This window comes from Gordonia sp. LMA484 (assembly GCF_058129505.1).
This window is the reverse complement of the sequence record NZ_CM176700.1, coordinates 4,740,910-4,753,832: the sequence shown is the minus strand read 5'-3', so window position 1 is coordinate 4,753,832 and position 12,923 is coordinate 4,740,910. Positions and strand designations below refer to the sequence as shown.

General features: G+C 68.1%; 9 protein-coding genes and 1 riboswitch. Of the genes, 5 read left to right on the top strand and 4 right to left on the bottom strand.

Annotated elements, in window-relative coordinates; translation table 11 throughout:
• Positions 1-23: 23 nt before the first annotated feature.
• Together thiD and thiC are read right to left on the bottom strand one after the other, a co-directional pair.
• Entirely contained in the window at positions 24-884 is an 861-nt protein-coding gene (gene thiD, locus AC4AMJ_RS21095; protein ID WP_489899190.1) for a bifunctional hydroxymethylpyrimidine kinase/phosphomethylpyrimidine kinase, read from the bottom strand.
• Positions 885-896: 12 nt separating this feature from the next.
• On the bottom strand, positions 897-2,555 hold the full coding sequence (thiC, locus tag AC4AMJ_RS21090; protein ID WP_489914477.1) for a phosphomethylpyrimidine synthase ThiC: 1,659 nt from the start codon (positions 2,553-2,555) through the stop codon (positions 897-899).
• A riboswitch (TPP riboswitch) is annotated at positions 2,547-2,661 on the bottom strand. (Overlaps the previous gene by 9 nt.)
• A gap of 237 nt (positions 2,662-2,898) precedes the next feature.
• Between thiC and AC4AMJ_RS21085 the strand changes: the two genes are divergently transcribed.
• The gene (locus AC4AMJ_RS21085) at positions 2,899-3,246 is read left to right on the top strand and encodes a GNAT family N-acetyltransferase (RefSeq protein ID WP_489899192.1); all 348 of its coding nucleotides are present in this window, start codon (positions 2,899-2,901) and stop codon (positions 3,244-3,246) included.
• A gap of 83 nt (positions 3,247-3,329) precedes the next feature.
• Positions 3,330-4,109: a siderophore-interacting protein gene (locus AC4AMJ_RS21080; RefSeq protein WP_489899193.1), complete on the top strand. Its 780-nt coding sequence runs from the start codon at positions 3,330-3,332 to the stop codon at positions 4,107-4,109.
• A 45-nt stretch (positions 4,110-4,154) separates the two neighbouring features.
• Here the strand turns inward: AC4AMJ_RS21080 and AC4AMJ_RS21075 are convergent, their stop codons facing one another.
• Positions 4,155-5,843, bottom strand: a complete 1,689-nt coding sequence (locus AC4AMJ_RS21075; protein ID WP_489914475.1) for a (2,3-dihydroxybenzoyl)adenylate synthase — start codon at positions 5,841-5,843, stop codon at positions 4,155-4,157.
• 174 nt (positions 5,844-6,017) lie between these two features.
• Between AC4AMJ_RS21075 and AC4AMJ_RS21070 the strand changes: the two genes are divergently transcribed.
• The 3 genes from AC4AMJ_RS21070 to AC4AMJ_RS21060 are packed head-to-tail and all read left to right on the top strand — an operon-like array spanning position 6,018 to position 12,222.
• Positions 6,018-7,358 (top strand): salicylate synthase, encoded by a 1,341-nt coding sequence (locus AC4AMJ_RS21070; protein ID WP_489914473.1) that lies wholly within the window; start codon positions 6,018-6,020, stop codon positions 7,356-7,358.
• Positions 7,355-10,909, top strand: a complete 3,555-nt coding sequence (locus AC4AMJ_RS21065; protein ID WP_489914471.1) for a non-ribosomal peptide synthetase — start codon at positions 7,355-7,357, stop codon at positions 10,907-10,909. Before AC4AMJ_RS21070 ends, AC4AMJ_RS21065 begins: the two co-directional genes overlap by 4 nt.
• Entirely contained in the window at positions 10,909-12,222 is a 1,314-nt protein-coding gene (locus tag AC4AMJ_RS21060; protein WP_489914469.1) for a SidA/IucD/PvdA family monooxygenase, read from the top strand. The genes AC4AMJ_RS21065 and AC4AMJ_RS21060 overlap by 1 nt, the downstream gene beginning before the upstream one ends.
• Positions 12,223-12,230: 8 nt before the next feature.
• Here AC4AMJ_RS21060 and AC4AMJ_RS21055 read toward each other — a convergent pair whose 3' ends face one another.
• Positions 12,231-12,872: a GNAT family N-acetyltransferase gene (locus AC4AMJ_RS21055; RefSeq protein ID WP_489914467.1), complete on the bottom strand. Its 642-nt coding sequence runs from the start codon at positions 12,870-12,872 to the stop codon at positions 12,231-12,233.
• Between the last annotated feature and the right edge of the window lie 51 nt (positions 12,873-12,923).

The window sequence follows — 12,923 nt, the reverse complement described above, 5'->3', positions numbered from 1 at the left end:
GCCGAGCGGGGTCGAGAGGCGGGTCAGTCCTGCTCCGAGCCCACCCGCCACAGCGGGTTGACCGGGCCATGCCCGGCTCCCAGCGGATAGGCCGCCTGCAATCCGCGGGTCACCCATTTCTTCGCGAAGCCGATGGCATCGGGAACCGCATAGCCGTGGGCCAGAGCGCAGATCGTGGCCGCAGCGAGGGTGTCGCCGGCCCCGTGATCGTGCGGTGTGTCGATTCTCGGGTGGTCGAACTCGCGGAAATCGGTGCCGTCGAACAACAGGTCGGGACTGTGATCGGAGCCGCGCAGGTGTCCGCCCTTGACCAGGGCCCATCGAGCACCCAGGGCATGCAACGCGCGCGCCGCATCGCGTTGCGTGTCGGCATCCACCACCTCGATCCCGGTGATCAGCCGCACCTCGTCCAGGTTCGGCGTGATCACGGTGGCCAGGGGGATCAGCGTGGTGCGCAGGGTGTCCAGCGCCTCGTCCGCCAGCAGCTGGTCACCGTGCATCGACGCGCACACAGGGTCGACGACGAGCGGGACCGATCCGCCACGCCCGATACCCAACTCGGTGCAGGCCGCGGCCACCGCGTCGATGATCGGCGCGGACGCCAGCATCCCGGTCTTGGCTGCGCCGACGCCGATGTCGGTGACCACGCTGTGGATCTGCGCGGCCACCGTCTCGGGCGGGATCTCGGCAAAGCCCTGGACGCCCAACGAGTTCTGCACAGTGACGGCGGTGACCGCCACGCATGCGTGCAATCCCAACAGGGCGAACGTCCGCATGTCGGCCTGGATGCCGGCGCCGCCACCGGAATCCGATCCCGCGATCGTCAGAACGCGGGTCGGAGTGGTACCCGGTGCGGCGGTGGGCAATCGGAGATCAGCCTGCACGGCTCGGCCCCATCACGAAATGGTGGCGTCGATCGGGAGGTAGACGCGATTGCCGTGCTCGGCGAACTCGGCCGACTTCGCCGCCATCTCCTCGGCGATCTTGCGGTCGATGTCCTCGGCGGTCACCAGGCCGTTCTCCTCGGCATACGCGCGGACATCCTGGGAGATGCGCATCGAACAGAACTTGGGTCCGCACATCGAGCAGAAATGTGCGGTCTTGGCGGGTTCGGCCGGCATCGTCTCGTCGTGATATTCGCGAGCGGTGTCCGGGTCGAGCGCCAGGTTGAACTGATCGGTCCAGCGGAACTCGAAGCGCGCCTTGGACAATGCGTTGTCGCGGTCTTGCGCGCCGGGATGCCCCTTGGCGAGATCCGCAGAGTGGGCGGCGATCTTGTAGGTGATCACGCCCACCTTGACGTCGTCGCGGTTGGGCAGCCCCAGGTGCTCCTTGGGCGTCACGTAGCACAGCATCGCGGTGCCTGCCTGCGCGATCATCGCGGCACCGATCGCCGACGTGATGTGGTCATAGGCGGGTGCGATGTCGGTGGCCAGCGGTCCGAGCGTGTAGAAGGGTGCCTCCTCGCAGAGTTCCTCCTCGAGGCGCACGTTCTCGGCGATCTTGTGCATCGGCACATGGCCGGGCCCCTCGATCATCACCTGTACGCCATGGGATTTGGCGATCTTTGTCAACTCGCCGAGGGTACGGAGTTCGGCGAACTGTGCTTCGTCGTTGGCGTCCGCGATCGACCCCGGCCGCAGTCCGTCGCCGAGAGAGAACGTGATGTCGTAGCGACGGAAGATCTCACACAGTTCGTCGAAGTGCGTGTACAGGAACGATTCCTCGTGATGAGCGAGACACCACGCGGCCATGATCGATCCGCCCCGCGACACGATGCCGGTCACCCGGCGGGCCGCCAGCGGCACGTAGCGCAGGAGGACTCCCGCGTGCACGGTCATGTAGTCGACGCCCTGCTCGGCCTGCTCGATCACGGTGTCGCGGTAGATCTCCCACGTCAGTGCGGTGGGGTCGCCCTTGACCTTCTCGAGGGCCTGATAGATCGGGACGGTGCCGACCGGCACCGGCGAGTTGCGCATGATCCACTCGCGGGTCATGTGGATGTCCTTGCCGGTGGACAGATCCATGATGGTGTCCGCGCCCCAGCGGGTCGCCCACACCATCTTCTCGACCTCTTCGGCGATCGAACTGGTGACCGCCGAGTTGCCGATGTTCGCGTTCACCTTCACGGCGAACCGCTTGCCGATGATCATCGGTTCGGATTCGGGGTGGCGGTGATTCGCCGGGATGACGGCCCGCCCCGCGGCGACCTCGCTGCGCACGAGTTCGACGTCGACGCCCTCGCGTGCGGCGATGAACCGCATCTCGTCGGTGACGACGCCCTCGCGTGCCCACGCGAGCTGCGTCGACGCGCCGTCGATCGGTTCCGGTCGGTGCCACGCATCCCGTGTCCGCGGCAGGCCGCGTTCGACGTCGATCGTGGCGGCCGCGTCGGTGTACGGGCCGGACGTGTCGTAGACGTCGAGGTGCTCGCCGTTGGTGAGGTGGATGCGCCGCTGGGGAATGTGAAGGTGATCGATCTCGAGGTGATGCTTGCTGCTGCCCTCGATCGGACCGGTGGTCACGGTCGAGGCGGTGGATACAGAAGTTCCCATGGTGCGGCTCCCTACGCCGGCATTATCCGGACAGGTTCAGGCGGTCGGCGACCGCCTGTCGCCATCTCAGCCCCCGGTGATCGTGGGAGCCCCCGCGTGTGTAATTGTCGCCCGACCCAAGCGGGCCGGACACCGCCCACCCTACGTGTCATGACCGCCCGTGGGTGGAGGTGGGCCATAGTTCCTGCTCAACGCCCATGTCGGCGCAATGCGCGGCGACTGGGCCGGTAACCTACGCGATCGTAGGGTAGTGTGTGACCCGGATCACAGGGTGTGATCCCCGCCGTCGTCGAGAAGGGGAGTCCCGGCAGCGGCGATCAGTGACGCGTGCAGGAGGGGAATCGTGCAGCGAAAACATCGACATCGCCCACCGCAATCCGCGCAGGCGATTCTGCAGCAGATCGCCCAGGTCGTCCACAATCCGGATCGGGATCGATTCGAGCTGTGGGTGGCCGGCGACCTCGTCGGTGTGCTCGGCTACAGCAGGGATCTCGTCGACGGCAAACCCACGATCACGATCCTGCACACGGTGCTCTACGACGAGTACACCGGGCATGGTCTCGGTACGCGCCTGATGGTCGGCGCGATCGCGTATGTCCGCGATCAGGGTGCACGTCTGCGGCCGGTGTGTTCGTTCACCAAGCAGTATCTCGACGCTCACCCCGGGATCGTGCCGCTCGCGCCCGCTTGATCGGGCCTTCCGGCAGTACGGCTGTCAGGTTAGCGTAGGCTATCCTGACAAATGCTGTTGCTGTGGAGGGGAAGGCCGTGCGCATGACGAATTCCGACGAGCTCGATCCAGCGGATTCGACGAAAGCCAAGTCGAAGGGGTGGCAGGGCGCTGTCCTCAAACTGCTCGGCGCCGACGAGTACGAGCTCACCGTCACCAGCACCGAGAAGGTCACCGACGACTACATCAGGCTGGGGATGACCGGCGGTGGCCTGCTCGCCGACCGTCCGGTTCACCCCACGATGTGGGTCCGCATCTGGTTCGAGAACCGCAACGGCAAGTTACATCAGCGTGCCTACACCCTCGTCGACCCCGATCCCGCCACCGACTCCTTCTTCCTCGAGTTCGCGATCCACGACGGCGCGGCAGCGCGGTGGGCGCTGGCGGCCCGGCCCGGCGACACGATCGCGTCGACGTTCATGGGCTCCAAGTTCGCCATCCCCGATCCGACCCCGGCGGGGTGGCTGATCGCAGGCGACACGGCCTCGCTGCCCGGCATCAACTCACTGCTCGACGCGATCTCCGCGTCCGCCGACCCGGCTGCGCCGGCGACCATCTGGTTCGAGTACGTCCACGAGGCGGACAAGGCGTTGCCGCTGCGACTGCGCGATCACGACACCATCAACTGGATCCGGCGCGACGGCTCCGCGCTGGCCGACGCGGTCCGCGGGTCCGCATTCGACGCGACCGGCCATTTCGGTTGGGTCGCTTTGGACATGAAGGGCACCCGCGCGGTGGCGGGTGTGTTCAAGAACGATTACAAGCTCGGCAAGTCCCGGGTGAAGTCGCAGGCCTACTGGCGGGAGAACGGTCCCGCATCCTGAATCACCAAGGGCCGCCAGATCGTCCGGAGCCGACGGATCGCCGGGTCAGGTGATGTCCAGCGAATTCCGTAGCGCGGCCTTGTCGATCTTGCCGACGGCTGTCACCGGCAGGCTCCGCACGACGACGAGCATGTCGGGGATCTTGAACGATGCCAGGCCGCGGCTGGTCAGGAAGGCCCGGATGTCCGGGAGTTCCACTGGCTGATCGATCGGATGATCGTGTGCAAGGACGACAGTGGCGCAGATCCTTTCTCCGAGTGACTCATCGGGCACCCCGATCACTGCAGCCTGTCGGATCGCGTTGTGCGCGAGCAGGTTCTCCTCGACATCGTCGGCGGCCACGTTTTCCCCCGCCCGCACGATGGTGTCCTTGATCCGTCCGGTGACCGCGAGGTGTCCGGACGGCAGCCGACGTACGCGGTCACCGGAGCGGTAATAACCGTCCGGGGTGAACGAGCGTGCGTTGTGGTCGGGGGCCCGGTAGTAGCCGCGGATCGTGTACGGGCCACGAACCACCAGTTCACCCTCGACGCCGTCGGCCACATCTACCCCGTTTTCGTCGACGATCCGCACCTCGTCGAACTCCGACATGGGGGCACCCTGCACGGCGTGGACCAGATCGCGCGGATCGTCGGGTCGGGTGTAGCAGATGAGTCCCTCGGCCATCCCGAAAACCTGCTGGACCACATCGCCGAGCGCCGCGTCGAGGGCGATCGCGTCGGGCTCGGCCAGCTTGGCCCCGCCGACCTGCAGCAGCCGGAGCGAGCTGATGTCGGCGGGCTCCCACTCGGTGGCGGCGCACCACACCTGCGCGAGTGCGGGCACGAGTGCCGTGACGGAGACCCGGTGCTGTTCGATGAGGTCGAAGGCGTTGTCCGGACTGGGATCGTCGGTGAGCACGACGTGGGCGCCGACGCTCACCGCGCCGAGGATGCCCGGGCAGCAGAGGGGGAAGTTGTGGGCCCCCGGCAGAGCGACGAGATACGTGTCGTCGGAGGTGAGTTCGGCGACCTCGGCCGACCGGCGGGCATTGAGGGCGTAGTCGTTGTGGGTGCGCGCGATCAACTTCGGCAACCCCGTGGTCCCGCCGGAGATGAGGAACAGGGCGGGGGCGTCCGGGTCGACATCGTCGGCCGTCGGCAGGGCCACTGCGCCGGGATCGGCGTCGGGTAGCGGCAGAAAGCGCCCGGGATCGCCGTCGACGAAGACGGTACGCACCCCGTGGGCGCGGGTCTCGAGTTCGGTTGCGAGGTCACGGTAATCGTGACCGCGTCGACCGTCCTCGGTGACATAGGCGACGGCACCGGATCCGTCGGCGAGATGGGCGATCTCGGAGATGCGATGTGCGGGCAGGGTCATCACCGGAACGAGGCCCGCCCGGAGCAGGCCGAACAGGGTGACCACGAAGGAGGCGGAGTTGTTTTGCTGCACGATGACCCGCTGACCGGGGCGCAGGCCGGCCGCGCTGAACCCCGCCGCCCGGCGCATCGCGGCGGCGTGCAGTTCGGCGTAGGTGAGCGTGCCGCTGCGGTGTGTCGACGCGTCGGTCACCGCGGGTGCGTCCGGTCGCTCGGCGGCGGCCCGGTCGAGCAGATGCCACAGGGGCTGGTCGGTGAACAGGCCGGCCCGTCGGTACCGTGCGGCGGCGGCCTCGGGATGCGGCGTGAACCCGGTCAGCAGGTCGGTGGTGCAGTCACTCACCGGCGGCTTCCATGAGGACTTCGGTCGGCTCATGACCCGTATTCAAGCACATCGACGGTTAGGTGAGGCTAACTACACCTCCCGCGTACCGGCGACGCCCAAGGTAGTTTAGGCTGTCCTAATAGTCGAGGCTCCGGCGCTCCGTGAGCAGCGGCTGGCTCCACCGTCACTGTCCTGCTCGTCGGATCATGCAAGGAGGTCTCGGTCATGTCGCTGACCATCGACTCGACCGCTTCAGGCGCGCCGCGCTCGGAGATCACGCCGGAAACCGCAGCACGGGTCTGCGCCGCCTGGGCGGCATCCGGCGAGTTCGGCGAATACCTGGTGTATGAACGTGAGGGCCGCTGGGTGTTCGCCGCCGGGGTGCGCGCCCGCATCGTCCTGACCGCGCGGGCGGTGGAGATCACCGACGGCGACGCACGATCTGGTATCGCCTGGTCGGCAGACCCGTCGTCGGCGATCACCGAGGCCCTGGCGTCGCTGTCGCTGCCGAGCTGGCGTGCCTACGGCTGGGTCGGATTCGACTATTGCGCAGCCCAACACGACGAACTCGCGCACCACGTGCACGACGACGAGGTACTCGCACATCTCATCGTCCCCGAGATCGAGGCGGTCGTCGACAGGTACGGCATCGACACCGCCGACATCGAACCCGCGGTGGCCGATCGGTTGCGGGAGATCGCCGATGCCCTGGACGACGTGCCCGAACCGACACCCGTGGACGTCGCAGACGATCCCGACGACTACCGCGGCCGGGTGGCGCGTGCCGTGGCCGAGATCGGCCGCGGTGACTACCAGAAGGTGATCCTGTCGCGGCGCGTGGACATCCCGTTCGGCGTGGATCTGCCCGCCACCTACGCCCGGGGTCGCGAGCGGAACCGACCGGCACGCTCCTATCTGTTCCGCCTCGGCTCGCTTGCCGCCGCGGGCTTCAGTCCCGAGCTCGTCGTCGCCACCGATGCCGACGGATCGGTGGTGACCGAACCGCTGGCCGGCACCCGGGCGTTCGGCCGGACCCCGGATCTCGATGCGGCCGCCCGCGACGAGTTGCTCGCCGACGCCAAGGAGATCGCCGAGCATGCGATCTCGGTGCGCGCCTGCTTCGACGAGATCGCGTCGATCTCGCTGCCCGGCACGACGTCGGTGAGCGAGTACATGGTGGTCCGGGAACGAGGGAGCGTGCAGCACCTCGCGTCCACCGTGCGCGGTGAGCTCTCCCCGGAGGCGGGGCCGTGGCGGGCGCTCTCGGTGCTCTTTCCGTCCATCACCGCGTCCGGGATTCCCAAAACGCCTGCCCTGGAAGCCATCTACCGACTCGAGCCGGGCCGGCGCGAATTGTATTCGGGCGCTGTGGTCACCGCATCGTCACAGGGCGATCTGGAGGCGACACTCGCCCTGCGGACGATCTTCTCCACCGGCGACCGGTCCTGGTTGCGGGCCGGCGCAGGCATCGTCGGACTGTCCGACCCGGACCGTGAATTCGAGGAGACCTGCGAGAAACTTCGCAGCGTGGCGCCCTACGTCGTGCGGCGGGAGGGCGGCCGATGAGTGCATCGAGAAACGCTCATCAGGAGGTCCGGGCGGCGATCGCCGATGCCTTGGCCCTGCCGCCGGACGAGATCGCCGGTGACACCGATCTGATCGAGCTGGGCCTGGACTCGATCCGGATGATGAAGATCGCCGGTGGCTGGCGTAAGCGTGGCCACCGCCTCAACTTCGCGCAGCTGGCCGCGCAGCCGACCGTCGACGCCTGGGCGGCCATGCTGGCCGAGAGTGCACCGGAACCGATCGCCGCGGAGGGCGTCGGCATCAAGGCGCCGACGGCGACAACCCCGGTCGCCCAGAGTGATTCCGATGGCGAGCCGTTCCTGCTCGCGCCGATGCAGCACGCGTACTGGATCGGCCGCACCGACGCCGCCGATCTCGGAGGAGTCGCCGCCCACCTGTACGTGGAATTCGACGGCGCCGGAATCGATCCCGATCGGCTGCGGTCGGCGATGCACCGACTCGTCGACCGCCACCCCATGCTGCGTGCACGATTCCTCCCTGACGGCACCCAGCAGGTCGTCTCGCAACTCCCGCACGACCCGTTCTCGGTCAACGATCTCCGCGACCTCGCCGCTGCCGGCGTCGAGGCCGAACTCGACCGTATCCGCGACGTGAAGAGTCATCAGATGCTCGACGTCGCGGCGGGGCAGGTGGTGGACCTGACCCTGACACTGCTGCCCGATGGACGTCACCGGCTGCACTTCGACATCGACATGCTGGCCGCCGATGCGATGAGCTACCGCGTGCTGCTGGCGGACCTGGTCGCACTTCACGACGGTGAGACCCTGCCCACCCCGGGCTACACCTACCGTGACTATCTGCAGCATCGCGCCGACAATCCCGACCCGGCGCGCGATCGTGACCGCCAGTGGTGGGCTGATCGCCTCGATGACCTCCCGTCCGGTCCCGCACTGCCCGCCCTGCCCGCACCGTCCGACGCCGCTGGCCGCACGAATCGCGTGGTGCGCCATCATCACTGGATCGATGCGGAAGCCAAGGAGACGCTGCTCGCGGCCGCGCACGAACGGGGGGTCACCCCGGCCATCGCGTTGGCGGCGGTCTTCGCCGCCACCATCGGCGCCTGGTCGAGCGACGATCAGTTCCTGCTGAACGTGCCACTGTTCCATCGCGAACCGCTGCACCCGGAGATCGACCGGGTATCCGGGGACTTCAGTTCGTCGATCCTCCTCGACGTCGACGTCCGACACGCACAGTCCGTCCTGGATCTGACCCGGATGCTGCAGAAGTCGATGCATGCCAACGGTTCCCACGCCAGCTACGGGGCGCTCGAGGTCCTGCGTGACCTCGGCCGGGTCCGGGGCGAACAGGTGCTGGCACCGGTCGTGTACACCAGCGCCCTCGGACTCGGGGAACTGTTCTCCGACGCGGTGCTCGACCGGCTGGGTGAGCCATCGTGGATCGTCTCGCAGGGGCCGCAGGTCACGCTGGACGCCCAGGTGACCGAGGTGCGCGGCGGGCTGCTTCTCAACTGGGACGTGCGTGCATCGGCGTTTCCGCCGGGCATGGTGGATGCGATGTTCACGCAGTACATCTCGGCGATCCGCCGGCTGGCCGACGGTGATGCGGGATGGCTCGCGACGTCGGCGCCGCAGCTGCCGGCCGACCAGCGGGTGGTGCGTAGTCGGGTCAACCACACCGCCGCAGCCACCACCGGGCGGGTGCTGCATGAAGAGTTCTTCACCGCCGCCATCGCCGAGCCGGCCCGGACGGCCCTGATCTGGTGGAACGGTGAGATGTCCTATGGCGAGCTGGCCGCCGACGCTCTCGCCGTCGCCGGTGCACTGCGCTCGGCGGGTGTCCTGCCCGGCGATACCGTCGCCGTTCAGATCCCCAAGGGTCCGGACCAGGTCGTCGCCACCCTCGGAGTGTTCGCCACCGGTGCGGTCTGGGTACCGATCTCCTACGACCAGCCCGAGCGGCGGCGTGCGACGATCCTGCAGACCGGCGATATTCGCGTGCTCCTCGGCACGGACAGTGCGCTCGACGGACTTCCGCGCAACGTCGCCGGTGTCGATCTGACCCGCGCCCGCGCGCATCACACCCCGTTCACCGAGCCGATCCTCGCAGACCCCGAGTCGGTCGCCTACATCCTCTTCACCTCGGGGTCGACCGGGACGCCCAAGGGCGTGGAGGTGCCGCACCGGGCCGCGATGAACACGATCGAGGACATCAACGTCCGCTTCGACGTGGGCCGCGACGACCGCTCGCTGACCGTGGCGGCCCTGGAGTTCGACATCTCCGTCTACGACATCTTCGGTATCTACAGCGCGCGCGGCGCCGTGATCGCCGTCGACGCCGACTCGGCGCGGGACCCGTCGGCGTGGCTCGATCTGGTGCGAACCCACCGCGCATCTGTGCTGACGTGTGTCCCCAGCGCACTGGACATGCTGCTCGCGGTTGCCGAGACCGATTCCGGGGGAGAAGGACTGGGAACATCGCTGCGAGCGGTACTGCTCGGCGGTGACTGGGTGGGCGTCGACCTGCCGCGCCGGCTGCACGCCCTCACCCCGACGACCCGATTCGCCGGGCTCGGCGGTGCGACCGAGATCGCCATCCACGGCACCGTGTGCGAGGTGACCGACCCGCCGGAGCACTGGACCTCGGTGCCGTTCGGCACCCCGTTGCGCAACGTCGAATGCCGCGTGGTGGATTCGTCGGATCGCGAGTGCCCGGACTGGGTCACCGGCGAGCTGTGGGTCGGTGGCGCCGGCGTCGCGCGTGGCTACCGCAACGATCCCGAACGGACAGCGCAACGGTTCGTCGAGCGTGACGGCCAACGCTGGTATCGCACCGGTGATCTCGCGCGATACTGGCCGGACGGCACCATCGAGTTCCTCGGGCGGGCCGATCATCAGGTCAAGGTGCGTGGCTTCCGGGTCGAGCTGGGTGAGGTCGAAGGGGCGCTGCGGTCCGTCGAGGGGGTACGGCAGGCGGTCGCAACGGTGGTCGGCGACACGGGTCGGTCACGTTCCCTCATGGCCGCGGTGGTGATCGACGACGGCGCCGTTGCGCTGACAGCGGAGTCGATCGAGGGTGACCTGCGCACGCGGCTGCCCGCCTACATGATCCCGACGCGCATCGAGATCCTCGACGCGCTGCCGCTCACCCCGAACGGCAAGCTCGACCGGGCGGCGATCGACGCCGTTCTCGCCGACGTGGGTCCCCACGAGCGTGTCGGACCCGACGACGACCTGGAACGCGCGCTGCTCGCCATCGTGGGCGAGGTTCTGCACGCCGATCCGGACCGGCTCGGCGTGACCGACGACTTCTTCGCGATCGGCGGGGATTCGGTCCTCGCCACCACGGTCGTCGCGCGAATCCGGGACTGGCTCGACGCGCCGCAGACCGGGGTGGTCGACATCTTCGCCGCCCGCACCGTCCGCGACCTCGCGCGCCGCATCGATGCGGCCGACGGGCAGCCGGGACGGCTCCAGCAGGTGGCGGCCGTCTACCTCGAGGTCGCCGCGATGGACGACGACGAGATCACCGAGGCAACCATGAGCGACGACACATTGACGAGGACGCGTTGATGGCACACCGGCAGACGGAGACCCTGCTCGTGATCGGTGGCGGTCCGAAAGCCCTTGCCGTGGCGACCAAAGCCAGGGTGATGCGCGATCTCGGTCTGCCCGCCCCGCACGTGCGGGTGGTGGAGGCGCATTCCGTCGGAGCCAACTGGCAGTCCGTCGGTGGCTGGACCGACGGCCGTCACCGACTCGGTACCAGCCCGGAGAAGGACATCGGGTTCCCGTATCGCTCCTCGGTGGCCGGACGTGGTGCCGGCGGAGACCTCGACGCCGAGATCAGCCGCCGCATGCTCGAATACAGCTGGATGTCGTTCCTGGTGGAACACCAGACCTACGCCGAGTGGGTCGACCGGGGTCGCCCGCACCCGCACCACCATGTGTGGGCACGCTACCTGCAGTGGGTGGCGACTCGGGTCGATCTCGACCTCGTGATCGGTACCGTGCGGGCGATCTCGGCCGATGACGACCAGTGGGCGTTGGATGTCGTCACCGCCGACGGGGAAGCCAGTGAGGTTGTCGGGGACGCCCTGATGATCACCGGGCCCGGTTCGAGCGCGACAGCCCTGCTCGAGGACGACCGGGTCCTGTCGGTGGCCGACTTCTGGGACCGGGTGTCGCGACGAGACCTCCCGCTCGCCTCGCGTGCCGCGGTGATCGGCGGCGGCGAGACGGCCGGGTCCGCGCTCGACGAACTCGCCCGTCACGAGGTCATGTCGGTATCCGTGATCTCGCCGGGGGCAACGATCTACACCCGCGGCGAAGGCTATTTCGAGAACGCGATGTTCAGCGACCCGACCGGATGGGCGAACATCTCCGCCGACGAACGGCGCGACGTGATCCGTCGGACCGATCGCGGCGTGTTCTCCGTCCGTGTGCAAGAGAGTCTGTTGGGAGACAGTAGGATTCACCATCTCCAGGGTCGGGTGGTCGCGGCCCGGCGCGTGGGTGAGTCGATCGCGGTGACGCTGTACAACGAGGGTCGGCCTGCGCAGTCACTCACCTTCGATCTCGTCGTCGACGCGACCGGTGGTCAGCCACTGTGGTTTCTCGATCTGTTCACCGACGACGCCGCCGACCTGGTCGAGTTGACGCTCGGATGGCCGCCCACGGTCGAGCGGCTCGAGTCGGCCATCGGCCACGACCTGGCGGTGACGGGATTGACACCAAAGCTGTTCTTACCCAATCTCGCCGGATTCGCTCAGGGGCCGGGATTCCCGAACCTCAGCTGCCTCGGTGAGTTGTCCAACCGGATCTTGCGGATAGCGGCCCGCCAAGGGCGCGACGCGCGCAGCGCCCTCTCCGCCGAGGCCCGCTGATGTGGACGCTACCCGGACGGGACGTCCGCAGGGGTACGGCCCAGGATGTGCAGCGCGATGCGGCGGTCGGGACGTACATCGAACTCGCCGACGTCGGTCCACCCGTACTTCGTCAACGCCCGACGCATTCGTCGGTTGCGGGCATCCGGTTCCAGAACGACCCGGCGGCAACGGGGATCGGCATCAAAGATCGCGCGAGCGAGTTCGGCCATCCACGCCGACATCACGCCGCGGCCCAGCAATTCGGTTGCTGCAGTGGCGATGTGCAGACCCATGTCGTGCGGGTCGGCCGGGTAAAGCCGGGCGATCTCGTCGCGGGCCGGCCGGTACAGCTCGATGTAACCGATCTCGACGCCGTCGAGGGAGACGATCAGGGGTCGCGAGTAGTCGCCGGCCAGTCGGTGGGCGGAGTCCGCGCGCCACTTCTCCTCCGACCATTCCTGTTCCCAGGACTGCACGAGGTGTTCCCGCGCGAACCACGACACCAGCATCGCCGGATCGCTGCCGGTCGGGTCCACCGGCCGCAGCCGGAACGGGCCGGTCAGCTCCGGGACGACCGGTCCACCCGCGGCGACGACTTCCGCAGGGACATCGGTGATCTCGCGGCCGATCGCATACGTGGCAAGCAGTCTGTTGTCGGCGGAATCCATGCGGATCGGCTCCGTTCGGTCTCGAGGGAATGCTTCCGTCAGGCTAACCCA

Excerpts from the sequence above, each read along its gene's own strand:
- AC4AMJ_RS21065 (WP_489914471.1), top strand. The coding sequence starts at position 7,355 with ATGAGTGCATCGAGAAACGCTCATCAGGAGGTCCGGGCGGCGATCGCC.
- AC4AMJ_RS21075 (WP_489914475.1), bottom strand. The coding sequence starts at position 5,843 with ATGAGCCGACCGAAGTCCTCATGGAAGCCGCCGGTGAGTGACTGCACC.
- AC4AMJ_RS21080 (WP_489899193.1), top strand. The coding sequence starts at position 3,330 with ATGACGAATTCCGACGAGCTCGATCCAGCGGATTCGACGAAAGCCAAG.
- AC4AMJ_RS21070 (WP_489914473.1), top strand. The coding sequence starts at position 6,018 with ATGTCGCTGACCATCGACTCGACCGCTTCAGGCGCGCCGCGCTCGGAG.
- AC4AMJ_RS21055 (WP_489914467.1), bottom strand. The coding sequence starts at position 12,872 with ATGGATTCCGCCGACAACAGACTGCTTGCCACGTATGCGATCGGCCGC.
- AC4AMJ_RS21060 (WP_489914469.1), top strand. The coding sequence starts at position 10,909 with ATGGCACACCGGCAGACGGAGACCCTGCTCGTGATCGGTGGCGGTCCG.
- thiC (WP_489914477.1), bottom strand. The coding sequence starts at position 2,555 with ATGGGAACTTCTGTATCCACCGCCTCGACCGTGACCACCGGTCCGATC.